Raw genomic sequence first — 20,607 nt, 5'->3', positions numbered from 1 at the left:
ACCAGAACGGCACCTTCGTGAGCTTCGCCGGGAAGGGCGGCCAGGGTGTGCTGCTGGAGGGGGTGAGGGGGCTGAGCGTGGGCGGAGCCGGCGACATCCAGCTGCTGGCTTGAACACCGCTCGACCCCGCGCCGCAGCGGATCGCGATGCCGCGCTGCAGAAACCTCGTCAGCATGGGCCCATCAGCGCGGGCGGGGTGGCGGTGGTGAAGGACGGCATCGGCACTACCACCACCAGCTACCGATTCCGCCCCCAGGGTCCCGGCCGCTTCTTCGTGGCGGCCTTCCTGTCGATCTGGCTCTGCGGCTGGCTGGCGGGGGAGATCTTCGCCCTGTGGGTCCTGTGGCGGCTGCTCACGGGCGGGCTGGCCTCCGGCCAGTGGGCCCTGCCGGCGCTGCTGTTCCTGCTGGTGTGGCTGAGCCTGTGGAGTTTCGGCGGTGCCGTCGCCCTGCGGGAGGTGCTGGGCGCCCTCTGGTCGGAGGACCGGCTGGTGTTCGGAGCGGACGGGAGCCTCCTGCTCCAGGCCCAGCGTGGGCCCTTCCGCCACCGTCGGGCGCTGCCCCGCCAGGAGATCCGGCGTTTCCATCTGGCCCAGACCGGCGCCTGGGGTGGACCCCTGATGGCCGAGCGGGCCGGCCGCAGCATCGAGCTCACCCGCCTCGGCAGCCCGCGCCAGCGCCAGGAGGCCGCCGACCAGCTCAACCGGCTCCTGGGGTTGCGGCCGCCGCCCGACGCCCCGGCCCCGGCCCGGGAGCAGCCCCCGGCACTGGCCGTGCTGCCGGCGGGCTGGCGGGAGCTCACCCCTTCCTTCGGCAGCCCGCTGCTGGTGCCCGATCCGGCCCTGCGCCGGCAGCAGCGCCTGGTGATGGGCCTGGTCAACCTGGTGCTGTGGGGCCTGCTGGCCCTGCTGATCCGTGGCGGCCCCGCCTGGCCGGGGTTCTGGGCCCTGGGGATTCCGCTGGCCCTGCTGGCCCTGGCCGGCGGATGGGGTCAGCTGTGGCTGGGCCTGGGGCGCCTGGAATGGCGGCTGGAGCCGCGGCTGCTGGTGCTGCAGCGCCGTTTCGGCAACCGCCTGCGCACCCTGGGGGAGGCCCGGGCCCTGGAGCTGATCGAGCGGGTCGACTCCGACGGCGACCGCTCCTACCGGCTGCAGGCCATCCGGCCCCCCGATCCGCCCTTGCGGATCGATGACGACGCCACGGGTCCCACCTCCCTGCGCCAGCTGGGGGCCTGGCTGGCGGCGCGCTCCCGGGTGCCCTTTCAGGACCGGGTGCCCAGCGAGGAGCAACGGAGGCAGCAGCGGCGCGACGAGATGGAGCGGCTCCGCCAGCAACTGGCCGGCTCCGGACGTTTCGGGCGCTGGGCGGCCCGGCAGCTGGAGCGGGCCGAGGCGGCCGGGGCCGATGCGACGTCGCGACGGCCGGATGCCTGATGGGCCCGGATCCTGGGCTTCCGGACCACCCATCGGCACCACTATCTGCCGGGAATCGATCGCTTCCGCCGGTGTCAACGCGGATCCCGGCACGCGGCCTGAGTCGGGAAGATCCACTAGCATTGTTGGAGTGATTCCTGGAGATTTGCCGCTCAAGCGCTTCTTCACCACAGCGCTTCTGCTTTGAATCCGCATCACGTCCCATGGAGATGGTGAACGGTTTCGATGGTTTTTTCCGATACGTTTCCCTTTTTGCATCCGGTCTCTCGGCAGAGAAAACACAAAAAGGTGATCAGCGATACTTCTGGGGATTGTGAACCCCTCCTGGAGAGGTTGACGACCGCGCCGGAGCCCCCGGGACTCCCCCTCCCCGAACCTCCCATGGAGGTTGCGCACGCGCCGGCCGGGAGTCATCCGGTCCTCGATGCCCTGCCGGATCCGTTCCTGCTGCTGCGGCCCGAGAGAGGTGCCGCCGGCACCATCAAGGATTTCATCTGCACCTATGCCAACGGGGCGGCCTGCCGCCTCCATGGCCGTCAGCCGGAGCGGATCGTGGGGGCGCGGCTGCTGGATCTCCATCCCTCCCACTGCGCTGGCGACCTGTTCGAGCACGGCCTCCGGGCCTTCGAGCTGGGCCAGACCGTGGAACTCCCCGCCCCTGGTCGCCCGGGGGAGGCCCCGGGGGCACCCCGTGGCCTGCGCCTGTTTCCCGCCGGCGGGTGGCTCTGCTGTCTCTGGAGCGGGGCGAATGAACCGGCCGACCTGCGTCGGCGGCTCTCGGAGCTGGAGCGGCGCCATCACCTGCTGGCCGGCCATGCCTCCGATCTGGTGATCGAAGTGGACGCCGATCACCGGATTCTCTGGGTCTCGGAATCGGTGCAGGCGCTCCTGGGCTGGTCGCCCCCCGCCCTGGTCGGCCGACCCGCCATGGCGTTCGTCCACAGCGATGACCGCTGCCGGGCCCTGCGCGCCGGCCTCGGCCCGCGCGACCGGGGCCGTTTCGAGGGCGAGCTGCGGATCCGCCGTGCCGACGACGGCTGGTGCTGGATGGGGGGCAGCGTCCGGCCGGCACCGGAGGGGAGCGGCGGGGCCTGGGTGCTCTGCCTCCGCGACATCCAGGACCGGGTCACGATCCGCGCCGAGCTCGACCACAGCCAGCACCACGACGCCGTCACCGGCCTGGCCGTCCGCCGTGTCGCCCTGGCGCGGATCCGGCAGGCCCTCGACCGGCAGGCGGGCACCGATTCGATGCTGGCGGTGCTCAGCATCGGCGTCGACGGCCTCACCCCGGTGAACGATGCCCTCACCCATGCCGGCGGCGACCAGCTGCTAGCTTTCCTGGCGGCGCGCATCGTCCGGGAGGTCGGCGATCCCGACCAGGTGGGCCGGGGCACCGGCGATGAATTCATCGTGCTGCTGAGCGATCTGGCGTCTGCGGCCGAGGCCGCCCACCTGGCCGAGCGGATCCTTGCGACCTGCCGGGCGCCGATCACCATCGGTGGCCAGCCCATCGATCCCACCGTGAGCATCGGCATTGCCACCGCCGCCGCCGCTGCCCTCCCCGACGAGCTGCTGCGGGACGCCAGCCTCGCCATGCGTCAGGCCAAGGCCCGGGGTCGCAACTGCTTCGCCCTGCTCGACGACGCCCTGGCCACCGAGGCCCATACCCGCCTGCTGTTCGCGGCCGAGATCCAGCGGGGGCTGGTGATGGAGGAGTTCGCCGCCTGGTTCATGCCGATCGTCTGCTTCGCCAGCGGCGAGGTCACCGGCTACGAAGCCCTGGCCCGCTGGGTGCGGCCCGATGGCATCGAGGTCCCTCCGGGCGAATTCCTTCCCTGCGCCGAGCGCCGCGGCCTGATCGACCGGATCGATCGGCTGGTGCTGCGCCAGGCCCTGGCGGCCCTCTCCCGGCTGCCCGGTCGGCTCACCATGGCGGTGAACGTGTCGGCGGCCACCCTCGCCCAGCCCGACCACCCCCAGCTGGTGGCGGAGGCCCTCGAAGCCGCCGGGGTGAGCCCGGACCGGCTGCACCTGGAGGTCACCGAGACGGCCCTGGTCACCGTCACCGAACGGATCCGGCAGCAGATGCAGCAGCTCGCCGGCCGTGGAATCCGCTGGTATGTGGATGATTTCGGCACCGGCTACTCCTCGATCAGCCATCTCCGCGACCTGCCGATCGCCGGGCTGAAGCTGGACCGCTCCTTCACCTGCGCGATGCGGGCGAAGGACACCAGGACCCTGAGGCTGTCCCAGGCGCTGGTGGGAGTGGCCGAAGGCCTGGAGCTCGACACCGTCGCCGAGGGGGTGGAAACCATCGAGGAGGCCCGCCTGCTCACCTCCCAGGGCTGGCTGCACGGTCAGGGCTGGCTTTACGGCAAGGCAGCTCCCCTGGCGCCGTAGGGCCCTGCCGGGCGGAGCTGATTCAGTCCAGTTCGGCGCAGCAGGCCGCGAAGGCCGCCGCCGGGTCGGCGGCGCCGCTGATCGGTCGCCCGATCACCAGCTGGGTCGCACCGGCCGCCACCGCCTCCGCCGGTGTCATCACCCGCCGCTGGTCCGCCCGGTCGCTGCCGGCGGGGCGGATTCCGGGGGTCACCAGGGTGAAGGGCCGCGGATGGGCCGCCCGCAGCCGGGCCACCTCGTGGGGGGAGCACACGGCCCCGGTGACGCCCGCCGCCGCCGCCAGCAGCGCCAACTGGCCCGCATAGGCCGTCAGCGGGGCTTCGATGGCCAGTTCGCGGCGGAAGCGGTCGGGAACCCAGCTGGTCAGCACGGTCACCGCCAGCAGGGTGGGGGGGGGCAGGCCTTCCTCGGCGGCCCCCTGCACGGCCGCGGCCTGGGCGGCGGCGAGGGCCTCGCTGCCGGCGCAGGCGTGCACGGTGATCAGTTCGGCCCCCAGCCGGGCGGCGCTGCGGCAGGCGCCGGCCATGGTGGCGGGGATGTCGTGGAACTTCAGATCCAGGAACACCCGCAGGCGCCGCTGCCGCAGCTCCCGCACCACGGCGGGTCCGGCGGCGGTGAACAGCTCCAGGCCCACCTTCACCCAGCGCAGCTCCGGAATCGCCGCCGCCAGGGCCAGGGCCGCGTCGGCGTCGGGGCGATCAAGGGCGAGGATGATCCGGTCTGCCGGGTCCGGGGTGGGCTCCGCGGTCGGGGCGGTGGGTTCGGCGTCGGCCATCAGGCCACCAGCCGCCGGAAGGTTTTCTTGCCCAGCTGCAGCACCTTGCCGGCCAGTTCCTCGGCGCTGGCGAACACCTGGTTGGGGTCGCTGAGCTTCTCGCCGTCGAGCTTGACGCCGCCCCCCTGGATCTGGCGCCGCCCCTCGCTGCTGCTGGCGCACACCTGCAGGGCACTGAGCAGATAGAACGCCTTGAGGGGGAAGGCCAGCCCGGCCAGGGAGGCCTCGGGCACGCTGTCCGCCTGGGAGCCGTTCCCAGTCCCTCCCGCGCCGGTGGGGCCGGCGGCCACCAGGGCGGCCGCGTCCGCCTGGGCCTGCAGCGCCGCCTCGCGCCCGTGGCGGCTGGCGGTGACCTCCAGGGCCATGGCCTTCTGCCGCTCCCGGGGGCTGGCGGGCAGGGCGGCGGTGTCGAGATCGGTGAGGAGGGTGAGATAGTCCTCCACCACCGCGTCCGGCACCTTCTCGAGCTTGGAGTACATCGAAAGGGGGTCCTCCATCAGCCCCACGGTGTTGCCCAGGCTCTTGCTCATCTTCTGCACCCCGTCGAGGCCGGGCAGGATCGGCAGCAGCAGCCCGAACTGGGGGCGCTGGCCGAAATGGCGCTGCATGTCGCGCCCCATGGCCACGTTGAACTTCTGGTCGGTGCCGCCCAGTTCCAGGTCGGCCGCGACGGCCACCGAGTCGTAGCCCTGCAGCAGGGGATAGAGGAACTCGTGCAGGCTGATGGGGGTGCCCGAGCCGTAGCGGTTGGCGAAGTCCTCCTTGGCCAGCATCTGGCCCACGGTGCTGATGCCCAGCAGCTCGATCACCTGGGGCAGCGCCAGGCCGGCGAGCCACTCGGAGTTGCGCCGCACCTCCAGCCGGCCGGGGGTCTCGAAGTCGAGCAGGGAGCGCTCGGGGGGCTGGCCCTGGCCCAGCTGGGCCAGGTAGGTGGCGGCATTGGCCTCCACCGCCGCCGCGTCGAGCTGCACGCGGGTGCTGCTCTTGCCGGTGGGATCGCCGATGCGGGCCGTGAAGTCGCCGATGATCAGCACCGCCGTGTGGCCGGCGTTCTGGAAGGCGCGCAGCTTGCGGAACAGGAGGCTGTGGCCCAGGTGGATGTCGCTGCCGGTGGGGTCGATGCCCAGCTTCACCCGCAGGGGGCGCCCCTGGCGTTCCGCCTCCGCCAGCCGCGCCTCGAGCTGCTGATCCGGGTCGGGTTCCTTGCCGGCGGGGAACAGGTCGGCCATGCCCCGGGCCAGGGCGTCGGCCAGGGGCGGCACCGTGAGTGGCGCTCCCGGCGGTACCGCCTGAGGCGCCGCTTGATTCGCGTGCTCCGCTTCCCCCATCGACACCAGCCGCCTGCCTGGGGGGGATGGTAGGCAGCCGGGGTGCTCCGGTCGCTCAGCCCAGCAGGGCCACCACGTCGGCCGCGGCCCGCTCGCCGCTGGTCACCGCACCCTCGAAGAAGCCCGGCCAGCGCTCCGCCACCTCCGTGCCGGCCCAGAACACCCGGCCGTGGGGCCGCAGCAGGGCATCGCCGCTGCGGGTCCACAGCCCGGGGGGCATCCAGCCGGCGAAGGCCCCGCCCACGAACGGCTCCCGCGGCCAGTCCTTCTCCACATAGTCCAGCGGCTCCAGCGCCATCGGGCCGAAGTAGGCGGCCAGATCCTCCAGCACCGCCGCCCGGCGCTGCTCGGCGTCCAGGGCTGACCAGCGCTCCTGGCGGCGGCCCGCCACGAAGGCGGCGATCACCCCCAGACCGGTTTCGGGATCGGAGCTGTCGGCGCACAGTTCCACCCAGGGGCGATCGCCGATGCCGATGCCGGCCAGTCCGGCCTCGCGCCACCAGGGGCGTCCGTAGGCGACCAGCACCTTGGTGCAGCGGCCCATGGCCATGCCCTCCTGGAGGGCGAGCCGATCGGCCGGCAGCCCGGGCGTGAAGTGGATCGCGGCGGCCATCGCCGGCGGCATGGCCACGATCACCGCCCGGGCCTGGTGGCTGGCCTTGTCGGTGGTCACCGTGATGGCGCTCTCCGGATCGGGGCCGGAGGAGCCCTCGGGCTGATGGATCTCCCGCACGGGTTCCCCCAGCACCAGGTCGTCCCCCAGGCCCTCGGCCAGCAACGCCGGCAGCTGGCCGGCACCGCCGTGGATCAGCTCCTCCTCGGGGTGGTCGCCCTGGGGCGCCGTGCGCTGGCCCCAGGCCACGTGCAGCAGCGACACCTGGTCCGGCTCCGCCGGCCCGAGAAAACCGACGGCCCGGCAGAAGTAGGCGAAGTACCAGGCGGCGAAGGGGGTGTGGGTGTGGGCCTCGATCCAGTCCTGGAAGCTCACCCGGTCGAGGGCGGCGGCGTCGGGATGGTGATGGGGATGGCCCTCCGGCAGGGACGCCACCAGCTCCTGGAAGCGCCCGAAGGCCTGCATGGCATCGTCCCAGTCGTGGGAGGGGACCGAGGGCGGCTGCCCCTCCGGAAACCCCTGGAAGAAGCCGCTGAAGGTGCAGCGATGGGACCCGAAGCAGAGGACGGTCTCGCCGTCGTGGGGGGAGGGGAACCGGCGCAGGCCCCGCTCCTCGAGCAGGGAGCGGAAGCGGCCGTGGGTGGCGCCCACCCACTGGCCGCCCAGGTCGATCCAGGCGGGAGGCCGGGCCCCGGAGGGCCCGGGGCCGGCCAGCGTCAGGGGCGCCCGCACCATGCGCCCCCCCACCGCCGGCGCCGCTTCGATCACCCGCACCGACAGGCCGGCCCTGCGCAGATTCCTGGCGGCCACCAGCCCGGCCAGCCCCGCTCCGACGACGATGACGTCCCGCACGTCGGATCAGCCCGCCGCGTCGAGCTGGCTCTTCATGCGCTCGAGGGTGAGGGTCATCTGGTCGAACATCTTCTCGGGGGTGAGGCCGAACTGGCCCAGCTGGGTGCGCAGCTGTTCCACGGTCAGCTTGGCCTGGAAATCCTCGGACAGTTCGAAGCGCTTCATGAACACCTGATAGCGCTCCATCATCTCCTCCATCCGCTCGATGTAGAGCTTCTTGCCTTCACGGTCGAACTTGCCGTACTCACTGCCCAGCTGCATCAGCTGCTGGTAGTCGCTGAACAGCCGCTTCGCCTCGTCCTGGACGATCTCGGAGTCGAAGAAAGCCATGGGGAGGGTGCTCCGGACGGCGGGAAAGGTCGATTCTGCAGAGCCCGGGCAGGCCTGGGGAGTGCGGATCCACGTATCGCTTCCCCCGGCCCGCCACGCCGGATACCGAATTGCGGCCCATCCCCTGGTGAGGATGACCAATGCCCCGTCTCTGGGGGTGTCCCCGCCCCTGCGCCCGTGGACCTCACCCCCCTGCTGCCCCAGGTGCGTGACGACCTCAGCCGGGGACTGGCGCTGCTGAACGGGGTCCGGCTGGTGCTGTGCCTGGGCAGCCGGGCCCAGATCACCCTGCTCATGGGCACGCCCGCCCGGATACTGGGGGCCGCCACCACGGCGTCGGAAGGGCTGGCCCAGGTGCGCCGCCATCGGCCCACGCTGGTGCTGGTCAGTGACCGGCTGGAGGAGGGTTGCGGCGTGGACCTGGTGGTCCAGACCAAGGAGCGCCACCCCGAGATCCGCACCCTGCTGGTGGTGTCCCAGGAGCACCGCCTCGCCGGGATCCGCAGGGCCCTGCAGGCGGGCTGCGACGGCATCGTGGCGGAGTCGCGCCTGCTCCATGGTTCCGGCCTGCAGGCCCTGCACACCGTGCTCGGCGGTGGCGTCTACCTCGACCGTTGCCTGCTGGGGGCGGCGCTGGCGGACCAGGAGCCCGGCGGCGACGCCGCCGAGCCGCTCAGTCCCCGGGAGCGGCAGGTGCTCGAGCGGGTGGTGCACGGCCTGACGAACCACGAGATCGCCGGGGAACTGATGGTCTCGGTCGACACCGTCAAGACCCACGTGCGCAACGTGCTGCTCAAGCTGCGGGTCCGGGGGCGCATCCAGGCGGTGGTCATCGGCCTGCAGCTGGGCCTGGTCGACTGGCCCCGACCCGGAGGCAACCGCTAGCTTCAGGCCCGACGTGCGAGCGCTCGGACCTCCATGGCAGGAAGCCACTGGCTGGATCCCCTGGCCCGCCACCTTCTCGAGGCCACCGGCCAGCTGCCGCCGCTCCCGCCACGGCCCGGGGCCACCCCGGCGGGGACCGGTGATGCCGGGGTGGGGGTCGAGGAGGCCGTCGAACGGGAGCTGCTCGCCCTCAAGCTGGCCCTCAACCCGACCCTGCGGTTCCGGGATGGGACCGAGGTGCGCCAGGCGGCCGCCCTGGGCTGGAGCCTCGAGGTCAACCTCGCCGAGGCCGGCGACTGGCTGCGGCTGCCCGGCTGCCCGCCCCAGCTGGTGGACCGGCTGGTCCGCCTCCAGGGCGAGGGTCAGCAGTGGTCGGGCCCCGGGGATCTGGCGGCGGCCCTGCAGGTTCCTCCCGCCCTGGTGGGCACCTGGCTGCCGGTGCTGCGCTTTTGTCGCCGGCGCCATCCCAGGCCTGTGCCGCCGCCGCCGCTGGCGATCAACCAGGCGTCCGAGCGGCTGCTGCAGGAGCGGCTCGACCTGGGGCCGGAGCGCTGCCGCTGGCTGCTGCAGGAGCGGGCCCGGGAGCCCTTCCGGGATCTGGCCGATCTCCAGCACCGCCTGGAGCTCTCCCCCGGGCAGGTGGAGGGCTGGATCGGCCGGTTCCGCTACGACGCCGCCCCGGGCCCGGTGCTGCCCCCGGCCCGGAGGCGGATCCGATGAGCCGCCAGGGGGAACTGTTTCCGGCGGCCGCGGTGGCCGGCGCGGCGCCGGCCCCGTCCCTGCCGCTGGGGCGGGAGCAGCTGCTGGCCTGGCAGGCCCGTCTCGCCGACCACCAGGCGCCGCTCTACGCCGCCACAGGTGCCGCCGCCGCTGACCGCGTTCCCCTCCTGCAGGGCCAGCTGTTCCCCGTCCCCGCCGACCCCGGTGATCCCCTCGAGCAGGCGCGGCGTTTCAATCCCCTCGGCCTCAGCCCCCAGAGCCTGTCCTTCTGGCGCTGGCCCCGGCCTCCCCAGCGGGGGGCGGCCCTCTACCTGGTGATGGATCGCCCGCCGCAGCTGGCCCTGCCCCTGCTGCTCTACGTCGGCGAGACGGGCCGGGCCGACCAGCGCTGGAAGGGCGACCACGACTGCAAGGACTACCTGGCGGCCTACGGCGAGGCCCTGGCCCGGGCAGGCCTGGAGGCCCGGCCGAGCATCCGCTTCTGGTCGGACGTGCCGGCGTCGGTCGCCCCCCGCCGGGCCCTGGAGCAGGCCCTGATCCGCCGCTGGCTGCCCCCCTTCAACAAGGAGACCCGGGACCGCTGGTCCACCCCGTTCACGGCCGATCCCGCCTGAACGCCAGGGCGGTGCTGGCTACGATCACGGGCCGCCTGCGCTGGGTCCATGGAGTTTCGCTGTCTTGCCGTCGACCGGGACGCCCCCCGGCCCCTCACGGAGATCTGGACGGGGGACACCCTGGTGGTGGGACTGTTCGCCGGCGGCGCCGGTGCGGGTCGCGGCCCCGTGGAGGAGCTGGTGGGGGAAGCCCTCGAGGGCTGGCTGCAGCGCCGCCGCTTCGAGGCCAAGACAGGCCAGACCCTCACCCTGGAGCGGCCCGGCGGCACCCCGGCCACGCTGATCCTGGTGGGCCTGGGGGATCCGGCCGAGTTCGGGCTCGAGGCCCTGCGCCAGGCCGGTGCCGGGGCGGCCCGCACGGCCGCCGCCGCCGGTGCCGAGGACCTCGGCCTCTGGTTCCCCCTGGAGGGGCTTGAGCCGGCGGCGGCGGCGGCGGCCATGGCGGAGGCGGTGCGGCTCGGCCTCTATGACGACCAGCGCTTCAAGAGCGAGACCGAGCCCCGCTCCCTGCCCCACCAGGTGACCCTGCTGGGGTTGGCGGAGGCGGCCGCCGCGGGCCTGGCCCATGTGGCGGCCACCTGCAGCGGTGTGGAACTGGCCCGGCGGCTGGTGGCGGCCCCGCCCAACAAGGCGACCCCCCAGTCGCTGGCCGATGAGGCCGCCGCCATCGCCGACGCCTTCGGTCTCGAGCTCAAGGTGCTGGAGCGGGCCGACTGCGAAGCCCTCGGCATGGGCGCCTTCCTGGGGGTGGCCCAGGGCTCCGACCTGCCCCCCAAATTCATCCATCTCACCTACCGGTCCGCGGAGCCGGTGACCCGGCGGGTGGTGCTGGTGGGCAAGGGACTCACCTTCGATTCCGGCGGCTACAACCTCAAGACGGCCGGCTCCCAGATCGAGATGATGAAGTACGACATGGGCGGCAGCGCCGCCGTGCTGGGGGCCGCCCGCGCCATCGCCGAGATCCGTCCCGCAGGACTGGAGGTGCACGTGATCGTGGCCAGCTGCGAAAACATGATCAGCGGCGGCGCCATCCACCCGGGTGATGTGCTCACCGCCTCCAACGGCAAGACCATCGAGATCAACAACACCGACGCGGAGGGGCGCCTCACCCTGGCCGATGCCCTCGTCTACGCCTGCGGCCTGGAGCCCGATGCCATCGTCGACCTCGCCACCCTCACCGGCGCCTGCGTGATCGCCCTCGGCGAGGAGATCGCCGGACTCTGGTCCCCCAGTGACGGCCTGGCCGAGGCCCTGATCGCCGCCGGCACGGCCGGTGGCGAGTCCCTCTGGCGCATGCCTTTGCGCGGCTCCTACAGGAAGGGGCTCAAGAGCCACGTCGCCGACATGAAGAACACCGGGCCGCGGCCCGGGGGTTCGATCACCGCCGCCCTCTTCCTGCAGGACTTCGTCACCCGGGGGCTGCCCTGGGCCCACCTCGACATCGCCGGCACCGTCTGGAGCGACAAGGCGAGGGGGCTGGATCCGGCGGGGGCCACCGGCTTCGGGGTGCGCACCCTGGTGGCCTGGCTGGTGGCCGGCGCCGCGGCCTGAACGGCGAGGCCGCCGTCCCCGGCGGCCCTGGCGGCCGAAGTCTGCGGCCTAGGTTTGCTTCCAGACCAGACAACGCATCGCCCCATGGCCGTTCACAAGATCCGCTGGTACGTGAAGGCCCAGCTGGGGGTGCTCCTGCTCCCCGCCGGACTCTGTCTGTTCGGGGAGGGGGTGATCCGCAAGGGCATCCAGACCTGGTCGGCCCTGGCGGCGGCGGCCGACCAGGGCCAGTCCCTGCCGGAGGCCGGCCCCTGGGTCTGGTACGGGGCCCTCGGCCTGATCCTGATCAACGCCGGTGTGGGGCTGATGGTCGAGAGCGGCCTGTTGCGCGGCTATCCCCGCACCCCGCCCCGGGCCTGAGCCAGCGCTCAGACCGCCACCGGTTCGATGTCGCCCCTGCCCGGGGTGGGGGCGTGCAGTTCGGCGGGGGATTCGAGACGGTGGATCTGCCAGGTGGCCTTGTCGCCGCAGGTGGCCTGCAGCTTGTCGAGGTCGTCGGACGCCTGCCTGGGGCTCGCGTAGGGCCCGATGTGGCGCGTCTGCAGACCGTCCCGGATGGTCAGCAGATACATACAGAGGCCCTCCGGTGATGGTTCAAACGCTAAGGCATTTTCCAGGCTGGAACAGGGGGGAGGGGCCGTGCGGTTTCCCCGGCGTGTGAGCAGCATCACAACGCATGCCGCCCTGCCTGAGGAGCCAGGCGGAGGGGCACCGGCGATGGGCTCAGCCGCCCTTCCAGCGCTGGCTGGTGCGGGCCCGCCGGCCCCAGACGGCGTCCAGGCGCCGGTCGCGGCCGCAGGACCAGCGGTAGTAGTTGTACCGGACGCCATTGCGCTTGGCGTAGTTCTGGTGGTACCCCTCGGCCGGCCAGAACTTCGCCAGGGGCCGGATCGCCACCTTGATCGCCGCCGCCGGTTTGCCCAGTTCCCGGGCCGCCGCCACCAGGCTGTTGCGGGCCTCCACGGCCTGGTTGGCGCTGGTGGTGAAGATCACGGGCCGGTAGGAATCGCCGCGGTCACAGAACTGGCCGCCGCCGTCGAAGGGATCGATGTTGCGCCAGTAGGCCCGAAGCAGGGTGTCGTAGCGGATCTCGGTGTTGTCGAAGCGCACCCGCACCACCTCCTGGTGGCCCGTTCCCCCGGCGGAGACCTGCCGGTAGGTGGGGTTGGCCCCCTTGCCGCCGCTGTAGCCGCTCTCCACGTCGAGGACCCCGGGGAGCACCTCCAGATCATGTTCCAGGCACCAGAAGCAGCCGCCGGCCAGCACGGCCTCCTCGGTGGCCGCCAGGGCCGGGGCCGCCGGCCCGCCGAGGGCCAGCAGCAGACCAAGCACCAGGGCGATCAATCGCATGGGGGGTGTCCCGGGAAGGGTTCCAGAATCGCCGTCGCGGCCCGGCGCGTGACGCCCGGCTCACCGAGCTTCTGCCTGAGACGAACGTAGCCCTCCAGCACCCGCTCCCGTGCGCCGGAGGCCGGATCGAACAGGGGCAGCAGGGCCGCCAGGATGGCCTCCGGGGTGAAGTCGTCCTGCAGCAGTTCCGGCACGAGCCGTTCACCGAGCACCAGGTTCACCGGGGAAATGTGGGCCACGTTGAAGTGGATCACGTGTTTCGCCAGGAACGCCGTGGGCCGGCTCACCCGGTATCCCGTCACCTGGGGCACGCCCCGCAGGGCCAGCTCCAGGTTGGCGGTGCCGGATTTGGTCAGGGCGGCATCGGCGGCGGCACACAGCAGCGGCCGCAGTCCGTCGGCCTCACCGGCCGGGATCACCCGCACGGCGGTGGCCCCGGCAGCCTCGATGGCGTGCTGCAGGGACGCCTCGAAGCCCGGCAGGCCGGCGGGAAGCAGCACCTGCAGATCAGGATGCTGCCGCTGCAGCAGGGCCACCGCGGCCGCCATGGGCGGCAGCAGGTAGCGCAGCTCCTGCCGCCGCGAGGCGGGCAGCAGCAACAGCACCGGCGCCTCCGCCGGCAGGCCGAGCCGCGCTCGGGCCTCCTGGCGCGAGGGCCGCTGCTGCAGGGTGTCGATCAGGGGATGGCCCACCCAGGTGACCTGGGCGCCCCGTGCGGCGTAGAAGCTGGCCTCCTCCGGGAAGATCGCCAGGATGCGGTCGGTGAAGCCGATCAGCCGGGTGGTGCCGCCGTCGCCGAGGCGGAAAGCCCATTCCTGGGGAGCGATGTAATAGGTGATCGGCACCTGGGGGTAGAGCCGCCGCAGGCGCAGGCCCAGGTTCACGTTGGCCCCCATGTAGTCGATCAGCACCACGGCGTCGGGGGGGTGCTGCTTCAGCCAGCGCCGCACCCGGGCCTGCAGTTTGAGGGTGGGAATGACCAGGGGAATCGGTTCCCACAGGCCGATGGCCCCGAGCTTGGTGGTGTCCGCCAGCAGCCGGGCCCCCGCCCGCTCCATGCGGCTGCCGCCGAGGGCCACCACATCGAGCGGCAGGGACCGCCGGGCGGCCTCCTCGTGCAGGGCCTGGACCAGCAGGGATCCCTGCAGATCACCGGAGACCTCTCCAGTGCTGACCAGCAGTCGCACCATCAGCGCTGGGCCGGCAGCGGTCCGCGCCGGCCCGGCCCCACCGAGGCCTCCAGAAAGGCGCACAGCTCATCGGCCGCGGCCAGCAGGGGCCGCTCCCGGGCCTGGCGCAGGGCGGCGGCCAGCACCAGATCGCTGCGGTAGATCAGGGTCCAGAGATCCTGGAGCTGGCGGAACTGGGCGCCGTCATCGAGCTGGGCCATGCCGCTGCGGCGCAGCCCGACCCGGTTCAGTCCCCGGATGCGGCCGGGATGGCCCTCCACCGTCATGAACGGAGGCACATCGCGGTCGATGCGGCTCATGCCGCCCACCATCGCCAGGCTGCCGATGTGGACGAACTGGTGGATGCCGAGCACCCCGCCGATCACGGCCCGTTCGCCGATCACCACGTGGCCCGCCACCGCCACCCCGTTGGCGATGACGATGCGATCGGCCAGCTGGCAGTTGTGGCCGATGTGGCTGTAGGCCATCAGCAGGTTGCCGTTGCCCAGCACGGTCCGCTCCCCTTCAGCGGTGGCGCGGTTGATGGTGACGCACTCCCGGATCGTGTTCTCATCGCCCATCACCACTTCGGTGGGGGCACCGCCGTACTTGAGGTCCTGGGGTTCGAGGCCGATGCAGGCCCCCGGGAAGATCCGGTTGCCCTTGCCCATCCGCACCCGCCCGTCGATCACCACATGGGGACCGATGCGGCTCCCCTCGCCGATCTCCACCTCCGGACCGATCACCGCGTAGGGGCCGATCTCCACCCCAGGCGCCAGCCGGGCCCTTGGGTCGACCAGGGCCGTGGGGTGGACGGATGTCGCCATGGCTGCACTCGACATCGCGTCAGTCCACGAGCGAGAACATCAGCTCGCCCGAGCAGACACGCTCACCATCGACCGTGGCGGTGGCGTGCACCTTGCCGAAGCGCTTGCGCTTGAGGCTGAGCAGTTCGCAGGTGATCAGCAGCTGGTCGCCGGGCACGACGGGCCGGCGGAAGCGGACCCCGTCGATGCCGGCGAAGACGAACAGACCCTTGGGAAGATCGGGCATCTGGGTGACGATCAGGCCCCCCACCTGGGCCATGGCCTCGACGATCAGCACGCCCGGCATCAGGGGCCGGCCGGGGAAATGGCCCTGGAACTGGGGCTCGTTGAAGGTGACGTTCTTGAGGGCCACCGCCCGCTGGCCGGGGACGTACTCCACCACCCGATCCACCAGGGCGAAGGGATAGCGGTGGGGGAGCAGGTTGAGGATCTGTTCGCTGCTGAGCACCACGGCCCGGGCCGCGTCAGCGGCAAGGCCAGCGGGCGTGGCGGGGGCAGCGGCCGTGGCGGCCTCGGGAGCGGCGGAGGGAAGAACGGTCAAGGATTCAGTGGGTCGGTACGGGTACGGGCATGCGGGGCGCCTGGGCCGCAAGGGCCGCGGCCATGGCGGTGTGCAGGCCATGGGAACCGCGGTAGGCAAAGACGTGGGCCCTCGGCAGGCCCACCAGCGCCAGATCTCCCAGCAGGTCCAGCAGCTTATGGCGCACCGGTTCGTCGGCGAAGCGCAGGGGCGGGTTCACCCAGTCGTCCCCATCACAGACCAGCGCATTGTCGAGGGCACCGCCCCGGATCAGGCCCGCGGCCAGCAGCTGCTCCACCTGCTCCCGGAAGCCGAAGGTGCGGGCCGGCGCGATCTCGGACACGAAGCTCTCCGGCGTGAGATCGATGGCATAGAGCTGGCGGCCGATGGCCGCCTGGGGAAACTCGATCGCCGCCGCCAGGCGCAGCCGCTCGTTGGGCAGGGCCGCCACGAACCCCAGCCCCTGGCCCAGGGTGAGGGGCAGCGGCGGCAGCGGCGGCTCGAGGCGCTCGCCCCGGTCGCTGAGGCCCGCCTCGGCGATCGCCTCCACCCAGGGGAGGCCGGAGCCGTCGAGCAGGGGGATCTCCTCCCCGTCCACCCACAGTTCCGCCTGGCTCACCCCGGTGCCGGCCAGGGCCGCCAGCAGGTGCTCCACCGTCGCCAGGCGGCGCTCACCCACCTGCAGGCAGGTGCACAGGCGGGTGTCGCTGACCTGGGTGGGGCCGAGGCGCTGCATCGGCAGATCCGGGGCGTCCAGCCAGCCCAGCCAGTAGCCGGGCCGCTCCGAGGGGCCGAGGCGGACCCGGGAGACGGCGCCGCTGTGCAGCCCGACCCCGGAGCGCTCCACGCTGGAGCGCAGGGTCCAGGCCTGGCGATAGTCGCTGGGCCAGCTGGTCACTAGAACTTCCAGCCCACGCCGAGGTTGAAGCGCCACTCGCCGGTGAAGTCCTGGCTGGCCACCTCGAGGCGCAGCGGGCCGACGGGGGTGGTGACGATCAGGCCGGTGCCGATCGAGAAGCCGGAGCCCGGCTTGTTGAGCAGGCCGCCGAGGTTGCCCGGCACCTTGGCCTGGCTGCCGAAGGTGGTGCCGCCGTCGATGAACAGCTCGCCGCTGACGATGCTGAACAGGGGGAAGCGGTACTCGATCGTGGCCTCGCCGAAGCTGCGGCCGACGCCCAGATCGCAGTCGAAGTAGCCCCGCACCGAGTTGCCGCCGCCCAGGCAGAAGGCCTCGTAGGGCGGCAGGTCGCCGATCACCGTGCCGGCGGACACCTGGAAGGCCAGGGCCTGCTTGCAGTCCTCGGTTTCGCCGGCCTTCGGCCGGCAGCCCTTGTAGAACTTCAGCCAGCGCACCGGGATGTAGTGGGTGAAGCTGCCCCGGATCCGGTTGAAGGTGGGGGAATCGGGGCCCACCGAGAAGAACTGCTCGGTGCCGATGCTGAGGAAGTTGCCCTGGGTGGGGTTGCGGGGATCGTTGAGGGTGCTCATCGTCGCCGCCAGCCGCAGGCCCACCAGCTGGTTGCGGGCGGCGCAGTTGAAGGCCACGCAGATGATCGAACTGGTGGGGGCGGCCAGCAGCGAGGTGGCCTCGTTCGGGGTGGCCAGAGCGAAGCGGCGGGAGGTGCCCGAGAAGTCCATCGGCGTCGCCACCTGGCCGGTCAGCCCCAGCAGCACGGTCCACGGTGCCCGCTTGAAGGGGTTGCCGCCGTTGAGGGGACGCACGAACTGGACGTTGGCGCCGACGCGCTGGATCAGCACGCTGTTGCCGTCGAACTGGAACCAGCTGAGGTTCTGGCCGTTGGTCTCGGCGGCGATCCGGGCCGCCGTCACCGACGGGAAGGCCTCGAGCAGGGGGTTGAACGGCGAGAAGATGTTGTAGGCGACCTGGGTGCCCGGGGCCTGGTAGAAGTCGGAGACGGTGAAGAAGTTGCCGTTGTTCTGGCTCTGGAACACCTGGGGGGCATCCCGGCTGACGAAGGCCTTGAAGCGGAAGGCAGTCCGGTACCTGTCCCCCTTGATCCAGGGATCGCTGAAGGAGATGTCGGCCAGGCCGCCGAACTGGCCATAGGTGAAACTGGTCGAGAGGTCCCAGGCCCGGCCGAACAGGTTGCTGTCCTGCACCTGGATCTGGCCGAAGACCCCCTGGCTCTGGCTGTAGCCCAGACCCCCCGACAGGGAGCCGGTCGACTGCTCCACCACCCCCAGCACGATCACCACCGAGCCGGGATCCTCCGGTTCGGGGCGCAGGGTCACCTTGACGTCGCTGAACAGGCCAGTGCCATACAGGCGCTTGAGGTCGTCCTCCAGGTTGCGGCGGTTGAAGATCTCGCCGGTCTTGATGGAGATCTCCCGGGTGATCACCCATTCCTTGGTCTTGCCCTTGATGGGCTGACCCTTGTCGTTGGTGGCCGATCCCTCCTTGTTGAGGAACTGGACCTCCACGCCCTTCACCGTGCCCTGACGGACCAGCAGCTGCACGTCCCCGTCGGGTCCGATCCGGGAGGGGCCTGTGACGCGGGCCAGGGAGAAGCCCTGATCGGCGTACCACTTCTGCAGCTCCTGCATCCGGCCCTGCAGGGTCACCAGGTTGAGGGTCTTGCCGTAATCGCCGGCGAAGGTGTCCTGCACCACGGTCTCCGGCACCTTGGCGTCGGCCGGATCCAGGCTCACCTTGGTGAGCACCGGGTTGGGCACCACCGAAACCACCAGCCGCACCCCGAGGGGGCCGTCCTGGGGCTGGATGCGCACGTCGGAGAACCAGCCGGTGGCGTAGATGGCCTGCAGGTCCCGTTCCAGCTCGCTGCGGGTGATGCTGTTGCCGGGGGTCACCGCCATGGCGCCATAGGCCGCCAGCTCGAGCCGCTCAGCCTCGGGATGGTCGGCCAGGCCTTCGATCACCACCTCGCTGATCAGCACCCGGGGTTCGGCCGAGGCGGAGGGGGCGGGGGCCGGCGCCAGGGAAGGCCGACCGGGCCGGTCGTCGCTGGCGGCGGGCGGGCCGGGGGTGGCCCCGGGGGTGGTGGTGGGTGCAGGGGCCGGAGCGGGGCTGGCGCCGGGGGAGGGCGTCACCGGGGTCGCTCCCGCCGGCGGGGTGGCCTGCGGCGGGTCGGCGAAGGGATCGGCGCCGGCCTGGGCCACGGTGCCGGTGGGGGGCTGGACCTGGGAGCCGGCGGGGGTCTGGCCCTGGCCGGGGGGACTTTCGGCGGCCCGGGCCTGGCCTCCGGCCAGCAGCAGGGCCACCAGGAGAGGAAGGGAGGCGGTCGCCGCCCGGGGCGTGACGCTTCGAAGGATGTGGGGCCTGCCGAGGCGAACGCCAATCATGGATGTCGTCTGCAGTGCGGCCAGGCCGCAAAATCCCGCTGACCTTACCCGTAGACCCGTGGTTCGGGACAGACCCCTTGGACCCGTTTGAGGACCTCCCCGTAGGCCTCGACAACACCGCCCAGGTCCTGTCGGAATCGATCCTTGTCCAGGATCCGCTCCTGCGCATCGCTCACCGCCCGTTTCCAGAGGCGGCAGGTGTCGGGGCTGATCTCATCCGCCACCACCAGGATGTCGTCGGCGGTGAACCCCAGTTCGATCTTGAAATCCACCAGTTCGAGCTCCACCCGGGCAAAGAGATCGCGCAGGCCGTCGTTGACGCGGAAGGCCAGGGTCCGGACGGCCTCCAGCTGGTCGGGCGTGAGCAGCTGCAGGCGCTCCAGCCGGGCTTCGCTCAGCAGGGGGTCACCCAGGGCGTCGTCCTTGAAATAAAGATCCAGGAGGGGCGGGTCCAGGGGGGTACCCTCCGCCATCGGCATCTGGCGGCAGAGGGAGCCGGCGGCGATGTTCCGCACCACCACTTCCACCGGCACCACCCGCACCGGACGCACCATCATCCAGTTCTCTCCGTGCAATCCCAGGTAGTGGGTGGGCACCCCCAGCCCCTCCAGATGTTCGAACAGCAGGGCCGAGATGCGGCAGTTCAGGGCCCCCTTGCCCAGGAGCTGGGCCTTCTTGAGGGCATTGAAGGCCGTGGCGTCGTCCTTGTACTCGACGGCCACCACGTCCTCCCGGTCGGTGGTGTACACCCGCTTCGCCTTGCCTTCGTAGAGGAGGGGGCCGGTGGCAGGGGAGAGGGTCATGGGGCAGGGGTCGGCGTCGGGGTCTGGGCAGGAGACGGAGCAGAAGTCTGGGCCGGTTCCGTCGCCGGCACCGGCAGATCGGCGGCGTGGCCGCCCGGATCCCGGGGGGAGCGCAGCCGGATCTCCAGCTGGCGGGTGCGCGGCGCCGCTGCGGGATCCTCGCGCCGCCAGCGCCATTCGCCGTAGGCGTCATCGATGCGGCCGCTGAGCCGGAGGCGGCGGGCCACGGCCCGATCCGACGGCAGGGCGGCCTGGGTGTCCAGCAGCTCCGCCACCAGCCCCCAGGCGCCCGCCGCCGCCGCCTGCTCCAGGGCCTCCTCCAGCAGGGCCTCCCGCTGGGACGCCGGCAGCTCCGCCAGCAGCCCCACCGCCTGCTGCAGGCGCAGGGCCCCCGCCAGGCCGCCCTGGCGGGCCCGGACCAGCAGTTCGCCACCGACCCGGGGGAAACCCCGCGACTCCAGATGCAGGGCCAGCAGCTCCAGGGCCGGACGGCTGATGACGGTGCCATCCTCCCGGCGCTGCAGCGGCAGGTCGATGGCCTCGAGGGAGGTGCCACTTTCCTTCCTCAGGCGCTCCAGTGCCAGGGCCGCCCGGCGGTGGTCCAGCCCGGCGGCGGCGGCCCGCCACTGCAGCTGCAGCCACTGCACCCGCTCCGCTCCGGCGGCCGGTCCGAAGCGGTTGAGCACATCCATGGCCTCACTGGGCGCCCGGCAGCTGAGCAGCACATCGGCGTTCGCCAGCACCACCTCCAGGGGCTGGGGGGCCGGATGGAGCGTCAGCAGGCGCTGCTGCAGCTGCCGCAGGCGCTCGATCTGGTCGGCCTCGGCGCTCTGCCGGCAGGCCGCGTCGAGCTGCTCCAGATCCCCATCGCGGAGCAGGTCGGCGAATTCCGCGTCGCTGAGCAGCTGAGGACGTTCCGCCTCCTCCGGCACCGGCTCAGCCGCAGCGGCCGGGGGCGTCGGCGCCGGCCCGGGGGTGGCGGCCCGGGCTGCCCCCGGGCCGATCCCCGTGATCAGGCCCAGGGCGGCCACGGCTCCCAGAACGTCCAGTCCCGACCATCGCCGCCGCCGCCCCCGGAGCGCCGGCGGGACGGGGCCGGATCCGGATCCGCTGGGCG

At 72.2% G+C, this 20,607-nt stretch carries 20 protein-coding genes; 7 read left to right on the top strand and 13 right to left on the bottom strand.

Annotation, left to right across the window (positions count from 1 at the left end):
- Nucleotides 1-109: 109 nt before the first annotated feature.
- Together L107_RS03965 and L107_RS03960 are read left to right on the top strand one after the other, a co-directional pair.
- Nucleotides 110-1,432, top strand: coding sequence for a hypothetical protein (locus L107_RS03965; protein ID WP_236550496.1), 1,323 nt, complete (start codon nucleotides 110-112; stop codon nucleotides 1,430-1,432).
- Nucleotides 1,433-1,813: 381 nt separating this feature from the next.
- Entirely contained in the window at nucleotides 1,814-3,832 is a 2,019-nt protein-coding gene (locus tag L107_RS03960) for an EAL domain-containing protein (protein ID WP_159816549.1), read from the top strand.
- Nucleotides 3,833-3,854: 22 nt separating this feature from the next.
- On the opposite strand, the gene pyrF is transcribed toward L107_RS03960, so the two are convergent.
- The 4 genes from pyrF to L107_RS03940 form a co-directional block, all read right to left on the bottom strand.
- Entirely contained in the window at nucleotides 3,855-4,607 is a 753-nt protein-coding gene (gene pyrF / locus L107_RS03955) for an orotidine-5'-phosphate decarboxylase (protein ID WP_159816548.1), read from the bottom strand.
- Entirely contained in the window at nucleotides 4,607-5,836 is a 1,230-nt protein-coding gene (gene tyrS / locus L107_RS03950) for a tyrosine--tRNA ligase (RefSeq protein WP_159816557.1), read from the bottom strand. Before tyrS ends, pyrF begins: the two co-directional genes overlap by 1 nt.
- 154 nt (nucleotides 5,837-5,990) lie before the next feature.
- Nucleotides 5,991-7,400 carry a flavin monoamine oxidase family protein gene (locus tag L107_RS03945; RefSeq protein WP_159816547.1) on the bottom strand — a complete coding sequence of 470 codons (1,410 nt, stop codon included), beginning with the start codon at nucleotides 7,398-7,400 and terminating at the stop codon, nucleotides 5,991-5,993.
- Nucleotides 7,401-7,406: 6 nt separating this feature from the next.
- A complete protein-coding gene (locus L107_RS03940; protein ID WP_106220321.1) occupies nucleotides 7,407-7,730 on the bottom strand; it encodes a DUF1825 family protein in 324 nt (107 codons plus the stop codon).
- A 177-nt stretch (nucleotides 7,731-7,907) separates the two neighbouring features.
- On the opposite strand from L107_RS03940, the gene L107_RS03935 reads away from it, so the two are divergent.
- The 5 genes from L107_RS03935 (at nucleotide 7,908) to L107_RS03915 (ending at nucleotide 11,860) form a co-directional block, all read left to right on the top strand.
- Entirely contained in the window at nucleotides 7,908-8,615 is a 708-nt protein-coding gene (locus L107_RS03935; protein WP_159816546.1) for a DNA-binding response regulator, read from the top strand.
- 33 nt (nucleotides 8,616-8,648) lie between these two features.
- The gene (locus tag L107_RS03930; RefSeq protein ID WP_159816545.1) at nucleotides 8,649-9,335 is read left to right on the top strand and encodes a hypothetical protein; all 687 of its coding nucleotides are present in this window, start codon (nucleotides 8,649-8,651) and stop codon (nucleotides 9,333-9,335) included.
- Nucleotides 9,332-9,949, top strand: coding sequence for a GIY-YIG nuclease family protein (locus L107_RS03925; protein WP_159816544.1), 618 nt, complete (start codon nucleotides 9,332-9,334; stop codon nucleotides 9,947-9,949). Before L107_RS03930 ends, L107_RS03925 begins: the two co-directional genes overlap by 4 nt.
- Before the next feature lie 48 nt (nucleotides 9,950-9,997).
- Nucleotides 9,998-11,500 (top strand): leucyl aminopeptidase, encoded by a 1,503-nt coding sequence (locus tag L107_RS03920; RefSeq protein ID WP_159816543.1) that lies wholly within the window; start codon nucleotides 9,998-10,000, stop codon nucleotides 11,498-11,500.
- Nucleotides 11,501-11,584: 84 nt separating this feature from the next.
- The gene (locus L107_RS03915) at nucleotides 11,585-11,860 is read left to right on the top strand and encodes a hypothetical protein (protein WP_106220326.1); all 276 of its coding nucleotides are present in this window, start codon (nucleotides 11,585-11,587) and stop codon (nucleotides 11,858-11,860) included.
- Nucleotides 11,861-11,868: 8 nt separating this feature from the next.
- Here the strand turns inward: L107_RS03915 and L107_RS03910 are convergent, their stop codons facing one another.
- The 9 genes from L107_RS03910 to L107_RS03870 form a co-directional block, all read right to left on the bottom strand.
- Nucleotides 11,869-12,072 (bottom strand): hypothetical protein, encoded by a 204-nt coding sequence (locus tag L107_RS03910; protein ID WP_159816542.1) that lies wholly within the window; start codon nucleotides 12,070-12,072, stop codon nucleotides 11,869-11,871.
- 151 nt (nucleotides 12,073-12,223) lie between these two features.
- Complete coding sequence (msrA, locus tag L107_RS03905; RefSeq protein ID WP_159816541.1) at nucleotides 12,224-12,850, bottom strand: peptide-methionine (S)-S-oxide reductase MsrA; 627 nt, start codon at nucleotides 12,848-12,850, stop codon at nucleotides 12,224-12,226.
- Nucleotides 12,841-14,040 (bottom strand): lipid-A-disaccharide synthase, encoded by a 1,200-nt coding sequence (gene lpxB / locus L107_RS03900; protein ID WP_159816540.1) that lies wholly within the window; start codon nucleotides 14,038-14,040, stop codon nucleotides 12,841-12,843. Before lpxB ends, msrA begins: the two co-directional genes overlap by 10 nt.
- Nucleotides 14,040-14,846, bottom strand: coding sequence for an acyl-ACP--UDP-N-acetylglucosamine O-acyltransferase (gene lpxA, locus L107_RS03895; RefSeq protein WP_159816539.1), 807 nt, complete (start codon nucleotides 14,844-14,846; stop codon nucleotides 14,040-14,042). Before lpxA ends, lpxB begins: the two co-directional genes overlap by 1 nt.
- A 19-nt stretch (nucleotides 14,847-14,865) precedes the next feature.
- Entirely contained in the window at nucleotides 14,866-15,294 is a 429-nt protein-coding gene (gene fabZ, locus L107_RS03890) for a 3-hydroxyacyl-ACP dehydratase FabZ (protein WP_043327381.1), read from the bottom strand.
- A gap of 97 nt (nucleotides 15,295-15,391) precedes the next feature.
- Nucleotides 15,392-16,264 carry a UDP-3-O-acyl-N-acetylglucosamine deacetylase gene (gene lpxC / locus L107_RS03885; protein ID WP_159816538.1) on the bottom strand — a complete coding sequence of 291 codons (873 nt, stop codon included), beginning with the start codon at nucleotides 16,262-16,264 and terminating at the stop codon, nucleotides 15,392-15,394.
- Entirely contained in the window at nucleotides 16,264-18,687 is a 2,424-nt protein-coding gene (locus L107_RS03880) for a BamA/TamA family outer membrane protein (protein ID WP_159816537.1), read from the bottom strand. The genes lpxC and L107_RS03880 overlap by 1 nt, the downstream gene beginning before the upstream one ends.
- A 44-nt stretch (nucleotides 18,688-18,731) precedes the next feature.
- Entirely contained in the window at nucleotides 18,732-19,490 is a 759-nt protein-coding gene (gene purC, locus L107_RS03875) for a phosphoribosylaminoimidazolesuccinocarboxamide synthase (protein WP_159816536.1), read from the bottom strand.
- Nucleotides 19,487-20,521, bottom strand: a complete 1,035-nt coding sequence (locus L107_RS03870) for a hypothetical protein (protein WP_159816535.1) — start codon at nucleotides 20,519-20,521, stop codon at nucleotides 19,487-19,489. The genes purC and L107_RS03870 overlap by 4 nt, the downstream gene beginning before the upstream one ends.
- Nucleotides 20,522-20,607 lie beyond the last annotated feature (86 nt).

It is taken from the genome of Cyanobium sp. Copco_Reservoir_LC18, assembly GCF_009834675.1.
GTDB classification, from domain to species: Bacteria; Cyanobacteriota; Cyanobacteriia; order PCC-6307; family Cyanobiaceae; genus Cyanobium; species Cyanobium minutissimum.
The sequence above is the reverse complement of the archived record's forward strand: the minus strand, read 5'-3'. Positions and strand labels throughout refer to the sequence as shown.